The 18,065-nt window shown below is 69.3% G+C and carries 18 protein-coding genes; 12 read left to right on the top strand and 6 right to left on the bottom strand.

What is annotated here, in order from left to right; genetic code table 11:
- The first annotated feature begins 19 nt into the window (after positions 1 to 19).
- From ABZ319_RS16560 to ABZ319_RS16550, 3 genes are all read left to right on the top strand, one after another.
- The gene (locus tag ABZ319_RS16560) at positions 20 to 463 is read left to right on the top strand and encodes a roadblock/LC7 domain-containing protein (protein ID WP_354987261.1); all 444 of its coding nucleotides are present in this window, start codon (positions 20 to 22) and stop codon (positions 461 to 463) included.
- 10 nt (positions 464 to 473) lie between these two features.
- Positions 474 to 845, top strand: coding sequence for a hypothetical protein (locus ABZ319_RS16555; protein WP_354987260.1), 372 nt, complete (start codon positions 474 to 476; stop codon positions 843 to 845).
- 216 nt (positions 846 to 1,061) lie between these two features.
- Positions 1,062 to 1,994: an ADP-ribosylglycohydrolase family protein gene (locus tag ABZ319_RS16550; RefSeq protein WP_354987259.1), complete on the top strand. Its 933-nt coding sequence runs from the start codon at positions 1,062 to 1,064 to the stop codon at positions 1,992 to 1,994.
- Between the two features lie 37 nt (positions 1,995 to 2,031).
- On the opposite strand, the gene ABZ319_RS16545 is transcribed toward ABZ319_RS16550, so the two are convergent.
- Together ABZ319_RS16545 and ABZ319_RS16540 are read right to left on the bottom strand one after the other, a co-directional pair.
- Positions 2,032 to 2,859, bottom strand: a complete 828-nt coding sequence (locus ABZ319_RS16545) for a PhzF family phenazine biosynthesis protein (protein ID WP_354987258.1) — start codon at positions 2,857 to 2,859, stop codon at positions 2,032 to 2,034.
- 158 nt (positions 2,860 to 3,017) lie between these two features.
- Complete coding sequence (locus tag ABZ319_RS16540; protein WP_354987257.1) at positions 3,018 to 5,507, bottom strand: cation-translocating P-type ATPase; 2,490 nt, start codon at positions 5,505 to 5,507, stop codon at positions 3,018 to 3,020.
- Positions 5,508 to 5,701: 194 nt separating this feature from the next.
- Between ABZ319_RS16540 and rarD the strand changes: the two genes are divergently transcribed.
- The 3 genes from rarD to ABZ319_RS16525 all read left to right on the top strand — a co-directional run bounded on the left by rarD (position 5,702) and on the right by ABZ319_RS16525 (position 7,524).
- On the top strand, positions 5,702 to 6,595 hold the full coding sequence (gene rarD / locus ABZ319_RS16535) for an EamA family transporter RarD (RefSeq protein ID WP_354987302.1): 894 nt from the start codon (positions 5,702 to 5,704) through the stop codon (positions 6,593 to 6,595).
- Between the two features lie 160 nt (positions 6,596 to 6,755).
- Positions 6,756 to 6,962 carry a hypothetical protein gene (locus ABZ319_RS16530; protein WP_354987256.1) on the top strand — a complete coding sequence of 69 codons (207 nt, stop codon included), beginning with the start codon at positions 6,756 to 6,758 and terminating at the stop codon, positions 6,960 to 6,962.
- Between the two features lie 160 nt (positions 6,963 to 7,122).
- Positions 7,123 to 7,524 (top strand): VOC family protein, encoded by a 402-nt coding sequence (locus tag ABZ319_RS16525; RefSeq protein WP_354987301.1) that lies wholly within the window; start codon positions 7,123 to 7,125, stop codon positions 7,522 to 7,524.
- A gap of 60 nt (positions 7,525 to 7,584) precedes the next feature.
- Here the strand turns inward: ABZ319_RS16525 and ABZ319_RS16520 are convergent, their stop codons facing one another.
- On the bottom strand, positions 7,585 to 8,202 hold the full coding sequence (locus ABZ319_RS16520; protein WP_354987255.1) for a class I SAM-dependent methyltransferase: 618 nt from the start codon (positions 8,200 to 8,202) through the stop codon (positions 7,585 to 7,587).
- 423 nt (positions 8,203 to 8,625) lie between these two features.
- On the opposite strand from ABZ319_RS16520, the gene ABZ319_RS16515 reads away from it, so the two are divergent.
- The gene (locus ABZ319_RS16515) at positions 8,626 to 9,876 is read left to right on the top strand and encodes a serine hydrolase domain-containing protein (RefSeq protein ID WP_354987254.1); all 1,251 of its coding nucleotides are present in this window, start codon (positions 8,626 to 8,628) and stop codon (positions 9,874 to 9,876) included.
- A 6-nt stretch (positions 9,877 to 9,882) separates the two neighbouring features.
- On the opposite strand, the gene ABZ319_RS16510 is transcribed toward ABZ319_RS16515, so the two are convergent.
- Both ABZ319_RS16510 and ABZ319_RS16505 read right to left on the bottom strand, forming a co-directional pair.
- Positions 9,883 to 10,131: a hypothetical protein gene (locus ABZ319_RS16510; protein WP_354987253.1), complete on the bottom strand. Its 249-nt coding sequence runs from the start codon at positions 10,129 to 10,131 to the stop codon at positions 9,883 to 9,885.
- A 175-nt stretch (positions 10,132 to 10,306) separates the two neighbouring features.
- Complete coding sequence (locus tag ABZ319_RS16505; protein WP_354987252.1) at positions 10,307 to 10,774, bottom strand: STM3941 family protein; 468 nt, start codon at positions 10,772 to 10,774, stop codon at positions 10,307 to 10,309.
- Positions 10,775 to 11,030: 256 nt separating this feature from the next.
- Here ABZ319_RS16505 and ABZ319_RS16500 point away from each other — a divergent pair, with 256 nt between their 5' ends.
- The 5 genes from ABZ319_RS16500 to dnaE all read left to right on the top strand — a co-directional run bounded on the left by ABZ319_RS16500 (position 11,031) and on the right by dnaE (position 17,329).
- Complete coding sequence (locus tag ABZ319_RS16500; protein ID WP_354987251.1) at positions 11,031 to 11,657, top strand: maleylpyruvate isomerase family mycothiol-dependent enzyme; 627 nt, start codon at positions 11,031 to 11,033, stop codon at positions 11,655 to 11,657.
- Between the two features lie 209 nt (positions 11,658 to 11,866).
- Positions 11,867 to 12,031, top strand: coding sequence for a hypothetical protein (locus ABZ319_RS16495; protein WP_354987250.1), 165 nt, complete (start codon positions 11,867 to 11,869; stop codon positions 12,029 to 12,031).
- Positions 12,032 to 12,105: 74 nt separating this feature from the next.
- Positions 12,106 to 12,501: a hypothetical protein gene (locus ABZ319_RS16490; RefSeq protein WP_354987249.1), complete on the top strand. Its 396-nt coding sequence runs from the start codon at positions 12,106 to 12,108 to the stop codon at positions 12,499 to 12,501.
- Positions 12,502 to 12,816: 315 nt separating this feature from the next.
- Positions 12,817 to 13,689 (top strand): DMT family transporter, encoded by an 873-nt coding sequence (locus ABZ319_RS16485; protein WP_354987248.1) that lies wholly within the window; start codon positions 12,817 to 12,819, stop codon positions 13,687 to 13,689.
- A gap of 94 nt (positions 13,690 to 13,783) precedes the next feature.
- Positions 13,784 to 17,329 (top strand): DNA polymerase III subunit alpha, encoded by a 3,546-nt coding sequence (gene dnaE, locus ABZ319_RS16480; RefSeq protein WP_354987247.1) that lies wholly within the window; start codon positions 13,784 to 13,786, stop codon positions 17,327 to 17,329.
- Between the two features lie 73 nt (positions 17,330 to 17,402).
- Here dnaE and ABZ319_RS16475 read toward each other — a convergent pair whose 3' ends face one another.
- On the bottom strand, positions 17,403 to 18,002 hold the full coding sequence (locus ABZ319_RS16475) for an MspA family porin (protein ID WP_354987246.1): 600 nt from the start codon (positions 18,000 to 18,002) through the stop codon (positions 17,403 to 17,405).
- Positions 18,003 to 18,065 lie beyond the last annotated feature (63 nt).

Below are 18,065 nucleotides of genomic sequence, written 5' to 3'. Positions count from 1 at the left end.
GAGATCGTTCGGCGATTTGATGGGAAGGTTGACCAAGGTGGCGATGTCCGGACCCGAACCGAACACGGTGTTACCGGCGCAGCTGCAGGCTCTACGCACACGCGTCCCGCAGCTGACCGGAGCGCTGGTGGCCTCCACCGACGGCCTACTCATCGCCCACGACCTGCCGACCCACATCGAGCCGACGGGTATGGCCGCGCTCAGCGCCTCGCAGTTGGCGCTCTCGCATCGGCTGGCCACCACCGCGCACGGCGGCAACTTCCGCGAAGTGGTGGTGCGCGGTGAGGGCGGGTACGTGGTGATCTACGCGGCGGGCTGGACCGCCGCGCTCACGGTTTTGGCGGGCCCCGAGGTGAACGTGGGCCGGCTCCACCTGGAGTCGCGCCCCGTTGCCCGCACCATCGCCGACCATCTGTCGGCGGCGAACGACCTCGGAAAGCACCAGAAGAAGAACACCGATTGAAAGGAACGCCATGTCCAACATGGATATCGCGCTGAAGGACATGATGGTGATCGACGGCGCCGTCGGCGCCGCCGTGGTCGACTACAACAGCGGCATGGCCCTGGGCCTGCTCGGCAGCTCGAAGGCGCTGGACCTGCAGGTCGCGGCGGCGGGCAACACCGAGGTGGTGCGCGCCAAGATGCGCACCATCGAACAGCTGGCCCTGAACGAGGAGATCGAGGACATCCTCATCACCCTGGGCAGCCAGTACCACATCATCCGCCCGATGACGGGCCGGAAGTCCAAGGGCCTGTTCCTGTATCTGGCCCTGGACAAGGTGCGGGCCAACCTGGCGCTGGCCCGGCACCGGCTCAAGGGCATCGAAGAGGATCTGGAGGTCTAGTCGCACGGGCTCGGCCCGAGGTCCGCTCGTATCGCGACGTCCGGTGAGTGCGCCCGGGTCCCGTGCGAGGCGGCCGTCCCCACGCGGAGACCTCCGGTACGGCCGGAGGTCACCGCGGGGCGCGCATCCGCGTCTTCCCGCCCTTGCCGCCGTGCGATCGCACCGTCCGTGAGAGTGTGGTGCCCACGCACCGATCACGAAAAGGGATGGGGTCCGATGGATTTGACGACCGCGCAGGCCGATCGAGCAGCGGGGGTGCTGCTGGGCACCGCGGCCGGTGACGCGCTCGGGGCGGGGTACGAATTCACCCATCCGGGTCCGGACCGCGTCATCGACATGATCGGCGGGGGCGCGTTCGATTGGGCTCCCGGCGAGTGGACCGACGACACCTCGATGGCCATCGCGGTGGCGCGCGGCCTGGTGCGGGCCGGAAACCTGCACGAGCCCAGCGGATTGGACGCCACGGCGGCCGAATTCGTCGCGTGGTGGGATTCGAAGCCTGCCGACATCGGCGCCCAGACCTCCCAGGTGTTGCAGTGGCGCAGCACATCCGGGCGCGACATGCAGATTCGCGCCCACGAACTCGGCGGGCTCAAGGCCGGGAACGGTTCGCTCATGCGCACCGCTCCGGTGGCGCTGGGCTACCTCGACGACGAAACCAACTGCGGCAGAGCCGCCGCGCTGATCAGCTCGCTCACCCACTACGACCCGCAGGCGATGCAGGCGTGCACGCTGTGGTCCCTGGCGATCCGGCACGCGGTGCTGCACGGGGACTACGCCGGTGTGCGGCAATCACTGTGGGCGGTGGACGCCGCCTTCTGGGAACCGCTGCTCGACACCGCCGAACACGGCACACCCGCGGACTTCCCGAAGAACGGCTGGGTGGTGCACGCGCTGCAGACCGCCTGGTGGGCCATCACCCATACCGATTCGCTGCCCGCCGCACTGGAATCGGCGGTGCGGGCGGGCGGTGACACCGACACCACCGCGGCCATCGCGGGCGGGCTGCTCGGCGCCCGCTGGGGCGCGTCGGCGATTCCGGAGCGCTGGCTCGGGCTGCTGCACGGCTACCCCGGCCACCGTGCCGAGGATCTGCGCAATCTGACAGACCTGATCCTCGAACGCCGCACCGGATCCGCGACCGGCTGACTCCGTCCGGGCTGCCGAGCCAGGCGCGTGTGCGGAATCAGTCCGCCAGGCGCACCACGCCGTCGAGATAGCGCCGGCAGCGACCGGCCAGTCGCACCCGGTCGCCGGACAGCGAACAGCGCAGCGCCCCACCGCGTTTGGACAACTGCCGGGCGGTGAGGGTGGTCCGGCCGAGGTCGGCCGACCACAGCGGTGCGAGCTGGGCGTGCGCGGATCCGGTCACCGGATCCTCCGGGACGCCGACCCCGGGCGCGAACACCCGCGAGACGAAATCGACCTCCTCGCCCAAAGCGGTCAGGATGGCCGCCCGGCCGAGCTTCGGGAAGGCCGCGAAATCCGGGCGTGCGTCGCGGACCTCGTGTTCGGCGGTGAGCACGAGCACCACGTCGGTGCCCTCGAAGGCGCGCAGCGGCCGCACGCCCAGCGCCCGCGCCAGCAGGCGCGGAATGTCATCCTGCACATCGATTTCCACCGAGGGCACCGACGGCAGATCCAGCACCAGATCGTCGCGATCGCGATCCACCCGCAGCCAGCCGCTGCGAGTGTAGAAGTGCACGCGGTCCGCGCCCGGATGCATGTCGTCCAGAATCTGCGCGGCCGCGGCCAGGGTGGCGTGCCCGCACAGGTCGACCTCGACCTGCGGGGTGAACCAGCGCAGATGAAAGGCGGGTGAGTTGTCCGGCGGCGCACCGGCGTCCGGCGGCAGGGCGGAGGTGTAGAAGGCGGTCTCGGCGAGGTTGTTCTCCTCGGCGAGCTGTTGTAGCAGCTCGTCGGTGAGCCAGGAGAGCAGTGGCATGACCGCCGCCGGGTTGCCCGAGAACGGTGCGTCGGCGAACGCGTCGATCTGGTGCAGCAGGACCTCCATGAGCCCCAAAGTACCCCGCGCGTCAATGACAGCCCCGGACAAGGCAGTTCACGGCGAGCCGAAACATGCGACCAGTACGCGTTTACGCGAAAGCGGCGATGCACCTGTAGGGTGCACCGCCGCTCGGTGTTCGGTCCCGCTCCGGAATCAGCGGGGCATCATGGCTTTTCGCCCGGGGAGGTCGGCAGCAGGTGCGGGGTCTCGCCCTGCAGCCGGGCGCTGATGTACCACGCCACCTCCACCAGCACGATGCCGATCGCGCCCAGGATGCACGCCCACGTGGTGAAGGCGGCGTTGGTGGGATCGAGCTTGAAGAACTCGCGGGTGAACGGCAGCGCGAACAGAACCAGGTAGCCCACAACGGATCCCGCGACCAGCAGCACCTTCCACCACACCCACGGGCGGGCCACGATGGCCAGCACCCAGACCGCGATGATCAGCAGCGTGATCAGCGCGGTGGTGCCCGCCTGGACCTTCTGCGTCTCGGTCGCGTCCGGGCCCTGGTACGACATGAGGTACGAGATGAAGGTCATGATCCCGATGACCAGGCCGGACGGAATCGCCAATCGCATGACGCGCTTGACGAATCCGGTGCGCGCGCGTTCGTTGTTCGGCGCGAGCGAGAGGATGAAGGCCGGGATGCCGATGGTGAACCAGGCCGCGATCGTCACGTGGCGCGGCAGGAAGGGGTAGCCGATGGCCTCGTAGTGGAAGATCTGCGAGCCCACCCCGGCGATGCCGACGAGGAAGGCCAGCACCACCGAGTAGACGGTCTTGGTGAGGAACAGGTTGGAGACCCGCTCGATGTTGCCGATCACCCGGCGGCCCTCGCCGACCACGTAGGGCAGGGTCGCGAACTTGTTGTCCAGCAGCACGATCTGCGCCACCGAGCGGGTAGCCGGGCTGCCCGAGCCCATGGCGACGCCGATGTCGGCGTCCTTGAGGGCGAGCACGTCGTTCACGCCGTCACCGGTCATGGCCACGGTGTGCCCGCGCGACTGCAACGCGCCGACCATGGCCCGCTTCTGATCCGGGCGCACCCGGCCGAACACCGTCTCGTTCTCCAGCACATCGGCGAGTTCGCCTTGATCGCTGGGCAATTGGCGGGCGTCCACGGCGTGCGCGCCGCCGGTCAGGCCCAGCGAGGAGGCGACCGCGCCGACCGAGACCGCGTTGTCGCCGGAGATGACCTTGGTGGCCACGTGCTGGGAGGCGAAGTACTCCAGGGTGTCCTGGGCGTCGGGGCGGATCCGCTGCTCCAGCACCACCAGCGCGGCGGGGGTCACGGTGCCGGGGGCGTCCGCGGCGTCCACGGGACGGTCGCTGCTCGCCAGCAGTAGCACGCGCAGGCCTTGCGCGCCGATTTCCTGTGCGGTGGAGGCGATGTCGCTGTTCGAGTCCAGCAGCACGTCGGGCGCACCGAGGAGCCAGTTGCCGTGCTCGCCGAAGGAGAAGCCGCTCCATTTCTTGGCCGAGGAGAACGGCGCGACACCGCTGGTCCGCCAGCCCGGGTTGTCCGGCAGCGCCTCGGCGATGGCCAGCACGCTGGCGTTGGGCCGCGGGTCGTTGGCCGCCAGCGCCGCCAGCACCTGCCGCAGATCCTGCGATCCGCCGGCGCCGGAACCGGATTCGCCGTTCAGCGCGAGCGCAGCGCCGACGCTGTCGCCGTCCACCGGCCGGATCTCGCCCAGCCGCATGCCGTTCTCGGTGAGGGTGCCGGTCTTGTCCGCGCACACCACGTCCACCCGGGCCAGGCCCTCGATGGCGGGTAGCTCCTGCACCAGGCACTGCCGCCGGCCCAGGCGCACCACGCCCACCGCGAAGGCGATGGAGGTCATCAGCACCAGGCCCTCGGGCACCATGGGCACCAGTGCCGCCACCATGCCGTTGACCGCGGGCCGCCACGACTCCCCGCTGGAGACCAGCTGGTTGTAGATGGACAGCAGGCCCGCCGGAATCAGCAGGTAGGTGATGACCTTCAGGATGGTGTTGATGCCGTTGCGCAGTTCGGAATTGACCAGCGTGAACTTGCTGGCCTCGTCGGCGAGCTTGGCCGCGTAGGCGTCCTTGCCCACCTTGGTCGCCCGGTAGGCGCCGCTGCCGGAGACCACGAAACTGCCCGACATGACCGGCGCCCCAACGCTTTTGTCGATCGGGTCGGCCTCGCCGGTGAGCAGCGACTCGTCCACCTCGAGCAGTTCGGCCTCGATGACCTCGCCGTCGACCACGATCTGATCGCCGGGGCCGAGTTCGATGATGTCGTCGAGCACCACCTCCTGCGGCGCCACGGCCTGCGCCTTCCCCTCGCGCCGGACCATCGGCTGGGCCTGCCCGACGATCGCGAGCTGGTCCAGGGTCTTCTTGGCGCGCACCTCCTGGAAGATGCCGATGGCGCTGTTGGCCACGATGAGCAGGCCGAACATGCCGTCGATGATCGAGCCGGTGGCCAGCACGAGAATGAACAGCACGCCGAGAATGGCGTTGATCCGCGTGAAGATGTTGGCTCGGACGATCTCGCGGACCGAGCGGCTGGCGCGCTCGGGAACGTCGTTGGTGAGCCCGTCGCGGCGGCGCTGGTCGACCTCGGCCGAGGTCAATCCGGTCGCCGGTGGGCTGGCGGGCGTCGCGGCCTGCGCAGTGATCGACATGATCGACAGCCTAGGCCGTCGAACGGCCGGAAACCGGTTCGGCCAGGTGGCGGGCGCGCGCGTCGCCGCGGCCGAATTGGACGTCCGATATTCGATATCCGGTGATAGTTGCGCACGCTAACGTAGTGGGAGTGGATGATCCGCGCTCGACCCCGGAAGCGGCCGCGGACGGCGGCGCGATCGGCACCCATACCGTGCCGGCCCCGGCCGGGCGCGACCTCGGCATCACCTTCGGGGTTGGCGCGTATTTCATCTGGGGACTGTTCCCCGCGTTCTTCGGACTGCTGGCCTTCGCGAGCCCGGTCGAGGTACTGGCCGAGCGCATTCTGTGGACCCTCGTCGTCGCCCTGCTCCTGCTGTTCGCGGCCGGGCGTTTGCGGGAACTGCGGCGGATCGACGCGCGCACCTGGCGGCTGGCCGCGGCGGCGTCGCTGGCGCTGTCCATCAACTGGGGCGTGTACGTCTACGGCGTCATCTCCGAGCAGGTGGTGCAGTGCGCCCTCGGATATTTCATCAATCCGCTGGTGACGGTGGCGTTCGGCGTGCTGATCTTCCGGGAGCGGCTGCGCCGGCCGCAGTGGCTCGCGCTGGCCCTGGGCGCGATCGCGGTCGTGGTGCTGACCATCGATTACGGCAGCCCGCCCTGGATCGCGCTCGTGCTGGCCTGCTCGTTCGCGGTGTACGGACTGGTCAAGAAGGTGATCCGGCTCGAGGCGCTGCCCGGGCTCGCCGCCGAGGGACTGGCCGCGGCGCCGTTCGCGGTGATCGCGGTGGTGGTGCTGGCGCTCACCGGGAACGCCACCTTCGGGTCCTCGGGGTCGCATACCGCGCTGCTCATGGTCACCGGCCCGGTGACCCTGGTCCCGCTGCTGCTGTTCGCGCTGGCCGCGCCCCGGGTTCCCTTGTCCACCATGGGAATCCTGCAGTACCTGACGCCCGCGCTGCAGTTGAGCTGGGGTGTCCTCGTGGGGCACGAACCCATGCCCGCCTCGCGCTGGGCGGGGTTCGCGCTGATCTGGATCGCACTGGGGATCTTCACCGTGGACGCCCTGCGGCGGGCGCGGCGGCCCGCGATCGCCGCGGTCTGACCCGCGGCCCTCCGCGGCGGCGTCGCCCGGTCCCGATCCACGCGGACGCATCCGCCCCGGTCGGCGCCGCCGTCATTTTCCGGGGCTTGTCTGAAATGGGGGCAGTTCAGTATGTTCCCGGCGAGACGGCAGGCCCCGCCGTCCGGAAAGGAAACTCCCCATGCGCACTCGCTATCGTGCCGGAATCCTCGCCAGCGCCCTTCTGTTCGCCCCGATCGCCGCCGCGGCCACCGCCGCCGCCGTGCCCCTGACCCCGTCGCCCGCCCCCGCCGACCAGGTCGCTCAGGTCTGCACCATGCAGTACCCCGCCAGCCTGCTGTGCCAGCTGGGCAGCCTGTCCGCCGACTCGGGCTCCGGCGGGAAGTAGCCCGCCACTCGACCCGGCCCGCCGGCCCATGGTGACCGTCGTCACCCGGGGGTTGGCGGGCCGCTCCGTTTCCGGATAGCTTCGAAGGCGTGGCGGTGCTCCTGTCGGCCGACTTGTACCGGTCCAGGGTCGGGATCGCCACGAGCACAGGAGTTTTCCCATAACCATCCAGTTCAACCACACCATTGTCGCGAGCAAGAACAATCGGGAAACGGCCGAATTCTGGGCCGACATCCTCGGCCTGACGGTGGGAGCGGAATGGGGTCCGTTCATCGCGCTCGAAGTCGCGAACGGCGTCACCTTCGATTTCGCCACCGTGCCGCCCGATCTGCCGGGCGGGCTGAATCCCACGCACTACGCGTTCCTGGTCTCGGAAGCCGAATTCGACGCGGCGTACTCGAATATCCAGCGCCGCGGGCTCACCTACTGGGCGGATCCGCAGCGTAAGGGCGAGAACGAGATCAATCACAATGACGGGGGCCGGGGCATCTACTTCCTCGATCCCAGCGGCCACTACCTGGAGCTGATCACCGTTCCCTACGGTGGCTGGCCCGCACGGTAGTTCGTCGCGCGCGGTTCACGACCTCGTACCCGCCGCACGCGGCGGGTACGAGGCCCGCGCTCAGGCCGAGACCGCGGTGCCCAGCGACTGCGCGCCCAGGAACTTCGGCGCGAACTTCTCGTAGAAGCGATCCAGCTCGCGAATCTCGAAACCCGCGTCCTCCAGCATGATTCGCACATCGCGATTCAGATTGCAGCCGCCGAACAGGGTGTTCTGCACGGGGTTCAGGCGCTGCTGCCACTTCTGCACGCCGGGATCCGGTGCGAGTCCGTGCTCGGCGAAATGCAGGGTGCCGCCGGGGGCGAGCACCCGCCGCAGCTCGGCCAGCGCGGCCTGCACATCGGGAATCGTGCACAGGGTCCAGGTGGTCAGGGCCGAATCGAAACTGTTGTCCGCGAACGGAAGTGACTGTCCGTCCAGGCCGGAGCGCTCGACCGGGACGGTGGAGCGCGCCACCCGCCCGGCCGCCATGGCCCAGCCCCGATCGGCCGGTTCGACCGCGCTCACCGAGGTCACCGCCGCCGGATAGAACGGGACGTTGCGGCCCGAGCCGAAGCCGATCTCGACCACGCGCCCGCGCAGTCCGGCGCAGGCCTTCTCACGCACCGGATCCAGCATCGCCGACCCGCACGTCTTGTCGATGATGTGCGGCAGCACCCGCTCCTCGTAGATTCCCACCTCACCACTCTCCCGATGAATCGGCGTGTGCGCCAGCTTCGGTGCGTGATCGGGATCCGCGTCGTGAGCCGGGCAGCCGCGGGCCCCTCGGATCCACGGTGGTCGCGTTGGCGCTGATCGATCGGTGCGGCGAGTTCTCCCCGAGGACCTGTCCGGCGATCGGCCACGGTTTCGATGATCGGCGTTCCAGGTACGACGGCAACTTGGTCGACCGGCGGACCGACCGTAAGCACCGGGCGGACCGGTCCCGAGCCGCAGGGCGGGGGCGACGACCGCCGCGCACGCGGGGTTCGGCGTCGCACGCCGTGCCGGGGGTCACGGGTGGATAACCGCTCGGACATGGGAAATAACCTCTGGGGCAGGGGCAGTAACGCTCCGCCACGCGTCATTGCCCGGGGTGGGGCGCGGTTCTACCGTGGAGCGGTGAGCACTGTGGCTTCCTCCCCGGTTCCGGCCGAATCGTCCACCCCGGTGGGCGGGTACGCGGCTCCCGAATTCGCGCCGCTGGTCCGGGCTTTCGCCCGGCGGATGGGCGGGCGGCCGGGGGCGGGCGCGGGGCTGGCGGTGCATCGGCACGGGGCGCCGCTGGTCGACGTGTGGGTCGGTGAGGCCGCGCCCGGGCAGGACTGGAGCGCCGGCACCGGATCGGTGGTCTTCTCCGCCACCAAGGGCATCGCGGCCACCGTCATCCACCGGCTCGCCGACCGCGGGCTGCTGGACTACGACACGCCGGTCGCCGCCTACTGGCCCGAGTTCGGTGCGCAGGGCAAGGAGCGAATCACGGTGCGGCAGTTGCTGTCTCATCGGGCAGGATTGTCGGGGCTGCCGGATATCGCGCGCGGGCTCGACGACGTCCTGGATCACCGGCTGATGGAGCGGCAGCTGGCGGCGGCGAAACCCGATCACCTGCTGGGGATTCCGACCTATCACGCGCTGACCTTCGGATGGCTGCTCGCGGGTCTGGCGCGGGCGGTCACCGGGCGCGGTATGGCCGAGCTGTTCCGGACCGAGATCGCCGAGCCGCTGGGCACCGACGGCATCCACCTCGGCCGGCCGGGGCCGGAGAGCGCCACGACCACCGCTGTGCTGCACGGGAATCGACTCGCGCCGGTGGGCAGCACCTACGCGTCGCTGGTGCTCGGGCGGGCCTACGGGTTCCCGGGCGCGGCGGGCGCGGCCGCGCGGGCGTTGTTCCTGCCCGGTCTGGAAGCCTTCGTCGAAGGCGATGATCCGCCCATCAACCACACCGAACTGCCCGCGGGCAACGGCATCTGCACGGCCTCGGGTCTGGCCACGCTCTACGGCGCGCTGGCGTGCGGCGGCATGTCGAACGGTCACCGATTCCTGACCCCGCGCACGATGCGGGCCGTGCGGCGCATCGAGTCCTACCGGCTCGACCACGCACTGTTCTACATCCCGATGCTCTGGCACATGGGGTATCACTCGCTGCCGGTGCCCGGCGCGCGCACCGGCTTCGGGCACATCGGGCTCGGCGGTTCCTTCGGCTGGGCCGATCCGAGTTCGGGCGTGTCGATCGGCTTCGTCCACAACCGCCTGGCCCTGCCCGCCCTGGCCACCGATCAGCTGGCCGCGGGCTGGGTGCTGCCCCTGACGATGCGCGGCGCCCGTGCGGCCCGCCGCGCTCCCGCCCGCCCGGCCGACCGCGCGGCCTGACCCCGCCTACTGCGAGTCCACCGCCAGCAGCCCGAACCTGTTGACGCTGGCGTGGTTGTGCCCGTCCGCGCTGGTGATCACGACCTCGGTCGGGTTGGTCAGCGCGATGGCGCAGAAGTTGTCCCCGTCCCGCTGAACGCTGATGGACAGCAGCCGCTTTCCCGCACCCTCCTGCCACTCCCGCATGCTCTCGTACAACCCCCGCATGGAAGTGCTCTCGAAGTACACGAGGTTCTGCTTGTTGGTCTCCGACATGATCAAGCTCCCATCACAGTCCCGCGGGGCGATGACGCCCCACACCCGTGATACCCCGCCCCATCGAACCCACGCCACCCGTTCCGCCGCTCTCAGTGCCGCAAAAGGTCTCGCGTCGCGGCAGCGGAATCCCGGGGCACGATGGCCCCGCGGGCGCGGTGAATCTCGAAGCCCGTCAGCGCATCCCGTCCACGCCCAGTCGCGGGCAATGGTGGTGGATGGCGCCCGCGAGCTCGTAGACCGAGACCGGGAGGGTGACGGCCGAGATGGAGACCGAGCCGTGGCCGAGACCGCGGTTTCCGCGGCTGAGGATGCGTGTGCGCAGCGAGGACCGGGACAGATAGGCGTCGGGGTCGCGCAGGGTGATGTTCAAGAAGCGTTGCCCCTGCACCCGGCCCACGTGAAGTCGTTCGATTTCGGGCCAGGTGACCGTGCCGAGGCGGTGATGGGTCAGTCCTCGGTCGGTGAGGACGAGTTCCGGAGCTCGGCGGAACAGTTGCCGTACAGCGCCGATCAGAGATCCGCCGAACAACAGCACCGTGACCATGCCGAGGGTGGCCGTCAGTGGTTCTTCGACGGTCACGAGCGCCGCGCCCAGCGCGACGAAGATGACGCAGCCGAGGGCGAGCGCGATTGTGCGCATCTTCGACGAGTGATAGACGGTTCTGCTACGCGCACCCGACATGAGCGACCCCTCCCGGCTCGAGGCATCGGACGACGGTGTCCGGCGCAATCCGTCTGCCTCACTTCGAATCTACGGACCTGGAGTCCGGACAGCCCCGGGATTTCGCGACGAGCCGCCCGCGCCCGGCCGCCCGGCTCCACGGGATCCGGCGATTAATTTTGGTCGCCGGAGGCGTCTGTGGTGGTGAACCGGTGTGACGAACGAAGGAGAAGCTGTGGCACGGGACGTGTGGGCGCTGGTGCACGCCGAACGGGCGGCGCTGGTCGCGGACCTCGCGACGGTGAGCGACGAGCAGTGGGAGACGCCGTCGCTGTGCCCGGGGTGGAGTGTGCACGACGTCGTGGCGCACCTGGTCGACACCGCGAGCACGACCCGGCTCGGGTTCGTCCTGGGGTTGGTGCGGGCCCGGTTCGACTTCGACGCCCAGAATGCCCGCGGTATCGAGCGTCAGCGCGGGGCGACGCCCGCGGAGACGCTGGAACGGCTGCGGTCCGTCGTCTCGCGCACTTCGACGCCGCCCGCGTCGCTGGACACGCGGCTGGTGGAAGAGGTGGTGCACGGGGAAGACATCCGGCGGCCGCTGGGGATCTCGCACAAGTATGCGGGGGAGGCGGTGGAGCGTGCGTTGCTGCTGCAGGCCCGGACCTCCCGATCCTTCGGCGGCGCCAAGGAATTGGTGGCGCTGGTGAGCGTCGTCGCCACCGACTCCGACCTGCGGCTCGGCGCGGGGCCCGAGGTGCGCGGCACCGTCCTCGCCCTGCTGCTGGCCCTGTCCGGACGACGCGACGCACTCACCGAACTGGACGGCCCGGGGGTCGAGACGCTCGCCGCCGCCCTCTGAAACCGTGCCTGCGGGCCGACGGCCCGCCACGCGCGGTGGCCACCCTCGCGTGGGCGGGCCGACCGCCGAGTCTCCGGGCTGGAGGCCGTGCGCGGGTACCCGCTCGGCGGCGTAGGCCGTGCTCGTCCGCAAAGCCGATCCCGCCGATCCTCGAAAGCTGCTCACCGGCAGGGGTATCCGTTCGCGATCCGGATTGCCATTATGTGCGCATGAGTCACCGTCTCGAGCTGCGCAGCGCCGACCTCCACGAAGTCCTGTCCTACCTCGGCTCCGAGCCGCGCGGCGAGGGGGCGGCGCGCCTGCTCGGCACGATGCGCGAGACGGCCGCCGGTCGCCAGCGCGGCCTCGAGGAACACGGAACCGCCTGGCCCTGACGATTCCCGCCGCCCTCGACCAGCTGGCGGCGGGCCGTCCCGACGACACCGGGGAGTCGGCGGCCGCGGCCTACGTGACCGCCCTTCAGATCGTCGTCGCCGGTCTCGGCTCCGAACCCGACACGGTCGGCGAGTACACCGACGCCCGCACGCACTTCGCGGAGCTGGACGCGGAGCTCGACCGCGTCGGCGTCCCCGCCGAGCTGCGCCCGACCCGGTTCCTCTTCGCCGAATTCCCCTTCCCGCTGCCGGATTCGGCCTCCGGTCCCGCCCTCGGCCACCTCCCGCTGTTCGACGCCGCCGAGGTCATCGACGCCTACCGGGCCGCGCTCGACCACGTTCACCCGCCCCACGCCGACACCCTGGCCGCCCTCACCGCCGCCCTCGAGTACCACCACGAGGAATGGGACGCCCTCCGCGAGGAACACGAGGACGCCGACAACCAGTACGTCTTCTTCGCGCTGTCCTGACCCGGGCTGGTGTCCGCCGCCGTCGGGTGCTCGGCGCGACGTGACCGCCCACGGCACGGCCGGCGGACCCGGCAGTGGTCGGGTTCGCTCGACGCCGTGTAACCGCCCGCCTGACGACCCCGGCGGTGGTCGGGCGCTCGATAGAACGTGACCTCCCGCCGGACGACCGGCGGCCTGCTGTCGGCCGGCTCGGATCGCTCGCACCGTGCAAGAGCTCGAGTTGCCCGCCGGCGAGCGAAGACCTTCCGCGGCCACGCCGCGCGGAGGATTCAGGCGGAGCGAGCAGCGCGGGCTTCCGGGTCGCAGACTGGGGGAGTGCAACTACCCGTGGGTGCGGTGATCTGTGCGTTCATCGCGGCGCTGCTGTTCGCGGTGTCCGCGGTGGCGCAGCAGCGGGCCGCGGCGGCGGTGCCGGAGGGCGAAGGGCTGCTGCGCACGCTGGTCCGCAATCCGCGCTGGTGGGCCGGGATCATCGGGGACGGTGGGGGATTCGCGTTCCAGGTCGCGGCCCTGGCCCTGGGTTCGGTGCTGGTGGTCCAGCCGATCCTGGTCACCTCCCTCGTCTTCGCGCTGCCGCTGGCGCAGCGCTTCGGGGCGGTGCGGGTCACGCCGCTCATGTGGGCCAACGCCCTCGCCCTGACCGCCGCGCTGGCCGTCTTCCTGATCGTGGGCGACCCGGCGGAAGGCGTCTCCGACGCACCGACCCGGCAGTGGGCGGGACCGCTCGGGGTGATCCTCGGCCTGGTGGTCGCGGCGGTGATCGCGGCGCGCGTGGTGCAGGCAGCCGCATGGCAATCGCTGCTGTACGGCACGGCCGGCGGCACCCTGGTCGGGGTGTCGGCGGCCCTCACCGCCCACGTGACCGACCTGTTCGAACACAGTCTCGGCTCGGCCGTAACCAGCTGGCAGCTCTACCTCCTGGTTGCCACCGGTCTCGCGGGCGTCTATCTGCAACAGCTCGGCTACCAGGCGGGATCGCTCGCCGCCTGCCTGCCCGCCTTCACCGTCGCCGAACCCATCGTCGCCGCGTTCCTCGGATTCACGGTCCTCGAGGAACGTTTGCGCAGCGGACCCCTGGGCACTGTCTTCGTGATCGCGGCCGTCGCGATCATGTGCGTCGCCGCCGTCGCGCTGTCCCGCGCGCAAGCGGGCGCCGAATCGACGATGCCCGCGCCGCCCGCGCAGTGACCTCGAGCACGACACGCGAGCGCGAAACGCCGTAGGCCCAAGTCGGCTCCGCGTGGCTTCGAAAGCAGTCGGTGGGGGCGCTTAGTATGTCTGCGTGTCAGCCTCGGGATCATTCGTTCATCTCCACAACCACACCGAGTACTCGATGCTCGACGGCGCGGCGAAGATCACGCCTCTGTTCAAAGAGGCCAAACGGCTGGGCATGACGGCCGTGGGCATGAGCGACCACGGCAACATGTACGGCGCTTCGGAGTTCTACAACTCCGCCAAGAAGCAGGGCATCAAGCCGATCATCGGCATCGAGGCGTACATCGCGCCCGAATCCCGCTTCAACACCAAGCGCGTGCAGTGGGGCGATCCGTCGCAGAAGAGCGACGACGTCTCCGGCTCGGGCGCGTACACCCACATGACCATGGTCGCGGAGAACGCGCAGGGCCTGAAGAACCTGTTCAAGCTCTCCAGCCTCGCGTCCCTGGAAGGCCAGCTCGGCAAGTGGGCGCGCATGGACGCCGACATCATCGCCGAACACGCCGCCGGCATCATCGCCACCACCGGCTGCCCGTCCGGCGAGGTGCAGACCCGCCTGCGCCTGGGCCAGGAGCGCGAAGCCCTCGAGGCCGCCGCGAAGTGGCAGGAGATCTTCGGCCCGGAGAACTTCTTCCTCGAGGTCATGGACCACGGCCTGTCCATCGAGCGCCGCGTGCGCGAGGGCCTGATCATGGTCGGCAAGCAGCTCGGCATCCCGCCGCTGGCCACCAACGACTGCCACTACGTGCACGAGTCCGACGCGACCAATCATGAAGCGCTGCTGTGCATCCAGACCGGCAAGACCCTGGCCGACCCCACCCGCTTCAAGTTCGACGGCTCGGGCTACTACCTCAAGTCCGCCGAGGAGATGCGCGCGATCTGGGACGAGGAGGTTCCCGGCGCCTGCGACAACACGGTCGCCATCGGTGAACGCGTGCAGTCCTACGACGACGTCTGGGCGCACCGCGACCGCATGCCCATCTTCCCGGTCCCCGAGGGCGAGACCCAGGCCAGCTGGCTGCGCCACGAGGTCATGAAGGGCCTGGACCGCCGCTTCCCGAACGGCCCGAAGCAGGAATACCTCTCGCGCGCCGACTTCGAACTCGACGTGATCATCGAGATGGGCTTCCCCGCCTACTTCCTCATCACCGCCGACCTCATCACCTACGCCCGCTCGGTCGGCATCAACGTCGGCCCCGGCCGTGGTTCGGCCGCCGGTTCGCTGGTCGCCTACGCCATGGGTATCACCAATATCGACCCGATCCCGCACGGGCTGCTCTTCGAGCGCTTCCTCAACCCCGAGCGCGTGTCGATGCCCGATATCGATATCGACTTCGACGATCGCCGCCGCGGTGAGATGGTCCGCTACGCCACCGAGAAGTGGGGCAGCGACCGCGTCGCACAGGTCATCACCTTCGGTACCATCAAAACCAAAGCCGCACTGAAGGATTCGGCGCGCGTGCTGTTCGGTCAGCCGGGTTTCGCCATCGCCGACCAGATCTCCAAGGCGCTGCCGCCGCCGATCATGGCCAAGGACATCCCGGTCGCGGGCATCATGGATCCCGAGCACGAGCGGTACAAAGAGGCCGCCGAGGTCCGCGAGCTCATCAACACCAATCCGGACGTCAACAAGATCTACGAGACCGCGCGCGGTCTCGAGGGCCTGATCCGCAACGCGGGCGTGCACGCCTGCGCGGTCATCATGTCGTCCGAGCCGCTCATCGACGCCATCCCCATGTGGAAGCGCGCGCAGGACGGCGCGATCATCACCGGCTGGGACTACCCGTCCTGCGAGGCCATCGGCCTGCTGAAGATGGACTTCCTGGGCCTGCGCAACCTCACCGTCATCGGCGACGCGCTGACCAACATCAAGAACAACCGCGGCATCGAACTCGACCTGGACACCCTGCCCCTGGAAGACCCCGCGACGTACGAGCTGCTCGCGCGCGGCGACACCCTCGGCGTCTTCCAGCTCGACGGCGGCGCGATGCGAGACCTGCTGCGCCGCATGATCCCCACCGGCTTCGACGACATCGTCGCCGTGCTCGCGCTCTACCGCCCCGGCCCCATGGGCATGAACGCGCACAACGACTACGCCGACCGCAAGAACGGGCGGCAAGAGGTCAAGCCCATTCACCCGGAGCTCGAAGAGCCCCTCAAGGTGATCCTCGGCGACACGTACGGCCTGATCGTGTATCAGGAGCAGATCATGCAGATCGCGCAGAAGGTCGCCGGGTACTCCCTCGGCCGAGCCGACATTCTGCGCCGCGCCATGGGCAAGAAGAAGGCCGAGATCCTGGAAGCCGAATTCGTCGGCTTCGAGGAGGGCATGCTGGCCAACGGCTTCTCCAAGCCCGCCATCAAGGCGCTGTGGGACACCATCCTTCCGTTCGCCGGCTACGCGTTCAACAAGTCGCACGCCGCCGGCTACGGCCTGGTGTCGTTCTGGACCGCCTACCTCAAGGCCAACTACCCGGCCGAGTACATGGCCGGTCTGCTCACCTCGGTCGGTGACGACAAGGACAAGGCCGCGATCTACCTCTCGGACTGCCGCCGCCTCGGCATCCAGGTGCTGCCGCCGGACGTCAACGAGTCCGAGATCGAGTTCGCCTCGGTCGGGCACGACATCCGCTTCGGCATGGGCGCGGTCCGCAACGTCGGCGCGAACGTGGTCTCCTCGATCATCGCCGCGCGCAAGGAGAAGTCGAAGTTCACCGACTTCTCCGACTACCTGAACAAGGTCGATGCCACCGCCTGCTCCAAGAAGGTCATCGAATCCCTCATCAAGGCGGGCGCTTTCGATTCGCTCGGGCATCCGCGCAAGGGCCTGCTGCTGATCCACTCCGACGCGGTCGACGCGGTCATGTCCACCAAGAAGGCCGAGGCCATCGGACAGTTCGACCTCTTCGGCGGTCTGGACGACGACGATTCCATGGCGAGCGTGTTCAACGTGAAGGTCCCCGACGAGGAGTGGGAGACCAAGCACAAGCTCGCCCTCGAACGCGAGATGCTGGGCCTGTACGTGTCCGGCCATCCGCTCAACGGCGTAGAGCATGTGCTTGCCGCACAGTCCGATACGAACATCCCGACCATCCTGGGCGGCGATATCAAGGACGGCCACCAGGTCACCATCGGCGGCATCTTCGCCAGCGTCACCCGCCGCGTCAACAAGAACGGCCTGGCCTGGGCCTCGGCTCAGCTCGAGGACCTCTCCGGCGGCATCGAGGTGCTGTTCTTCCCGCAGTCCTACTCGGTCTACGGCATGGATGTCACCGAGGACGCGATCGTCCTGGTCAAAGCCCGCGTCTCCGCGCGCGACGACCGCATATCGCTGATCGCCAACGATCTCGTGGTGCCCGACCTGTCCCACGTCGGCGTGGACAAGCCCATGTCGGTCACGATCCCGACCCGCCTGTGCACCCCCGACAAGATCAGCGCGCTGAAGCGGGTCCTGAGCAGCCACCCCGGCACCGCCGACGTCCACATCCGGCACATCGGCTCCCGCGAACGCACCACGGTCCTCAAGGTCTCGGACAACCTGCGCGTCTCGCCGTCCTCGGCGCTGATGGGCGACCTCAAGGCCCTGCTCGGCCCGGGCTGCCTCGCGGGCTAGCCTGCCGATCCGGGCGCGGGCGCGGCTGGCCCGGCGGCCGTGCTCGCGTGGCGCTGCGCCGAAAGCGGCTGTCCTACAACCAGGTCGGGTCGCCGAAGACCGCGCCGCTGTCGTCCACTTCGGCGGATTTGGCGTAGAGGTAGGTGTATTGGCGGATGCTCACCGGGCCGGTGCACGTGTTCACGACGAGGTGGAAGTCGCGGATCATGATGGTGCCGGTGATGCCGGGTGCGAGGTCCTTCTCCGCGACCGGGACCTCCCGCACCTCGCCGGGGGTCAGGTTGATCGTCGCCAGGGGGCCGGGATCGACCGAGAAGGTCGGGTTGTCGGGGTTGAGTCCGAGCGGCTCGGCGGAGGTGACGCCCAGCGTGCCGATACCGATGCTCACCGCGCAGCCGACGTGGTAGCCGGTCTTGAGTACGCCGCCCGCCATACCGTCGATGCGCCCGTACGCGGCGGAGTTGACCAGTGACTCCCGGGTCGTGCCCACCTGGTTCAGGGGCGCGATGCGGTTGATGACCTCGTCGCGGTTTCCCACGGTGAAGCTGCCGAACAGCGACTGATAGGTCCGCTCGTGTGGCGCCATGGCGACGAGGTCGGCCTGCGCGGGCGGGGCGAGGCAGATGGCCGCTCCGGCTGTCAGCGCGACCATTCCGAACGGTTTCATCCGCATGCGGCTCACGGTAATAGAAAAACCGTATTACACCTGCTCGGGACACGAACCGGACGGTTGCTT

This window comes from Nocardia sp. NPDC005978 (assembly GCF_040614455.1).
Classification (GTDB): domain Bacteria; phylum Actinomycetota; class Actinomycetes; order Mycobacteriales; family Mycobacteriaceae; genus Nocardia.
This window is presented reverse-complemented; position numbering and strand designations above follow the sequence as displayed.

Excerpts from the sequence above, each read along its gene's own strand:
- ABZ319_RS16510 (WP_354987253.1), bottom strand. The coding sequence starts at position 10,131 with ATGTCGGAGACCAACAAGCAGAACCTCGTGTACTTCGAGAGCACTTCC.
- ABZ319_RS16505 (WP_354987252.1), bottom strand. The coding sequence starts at position 10,774 with ATGCGCACAATCGCGCTCGCCCTCGGCTGCGTCATCTTCGTCGCGCTG.
- ABZ319_RS16545 (WP_354987258.1), bottom strand. The coding sequence starts at position 2,859 with ATGGAGGTCCTGCTGCACCAGATCGACGCGTTCGCCGACGCACCGTTC.
- ABZ319_RS16475 (WP_354987246.1), bottom strand. The coding sequence starts at position 18,002 with ATGCGGATGAAACCGTTCGGAATGGTCGCGCTGACAGCCGGAGCGGCC.
- ABZ319_RS16495 (WP_354987250.1), top strand. The coding sequence starts at position 11,867 with ATGAGTCACCGTCTCGAGCTGCGCAGCGCCGACCTCCACGAAGTCCTG.
- ABZ319_RS16550 (WP_354987259.1), top strand. The coding sequence starts at position 1,062 with ATGGATTTGACGACCGCGCAGGCCGATCGAGCAGCGGGGGTGCTGCTG.
- ABZ319_RS16555 (WP_354987260.1), top strand. The coding sequence starts at position 474 with ATGTCCAACATGGATATCGCGCTGAAGGACATGATGGTGATCGACGGC.
- ABZ319_RS16560 (WP_354987261.1), top strand. The coding sequence starts at position 20 with ATGGGAAGGTTGACCAAGGTGGCGATGTCCGGACCCGAACCGAACACG.
- ABZ319_RS16530 (WP_354987256.1), top strand. The coding sequence starts at position 6,756 with ATGCGCACTCGCTATCGTGCCGGAATCCTCGCCAGCGCCCTTCTGTTC.
- ABZ319_RS16540 (WP_354987257.1), bottom strand. The coding sequence starts at position 5,507 with ATGTCGATCACTGCGCAGGCCGCGACGCCCGCCAGCCCACCGGCGACC.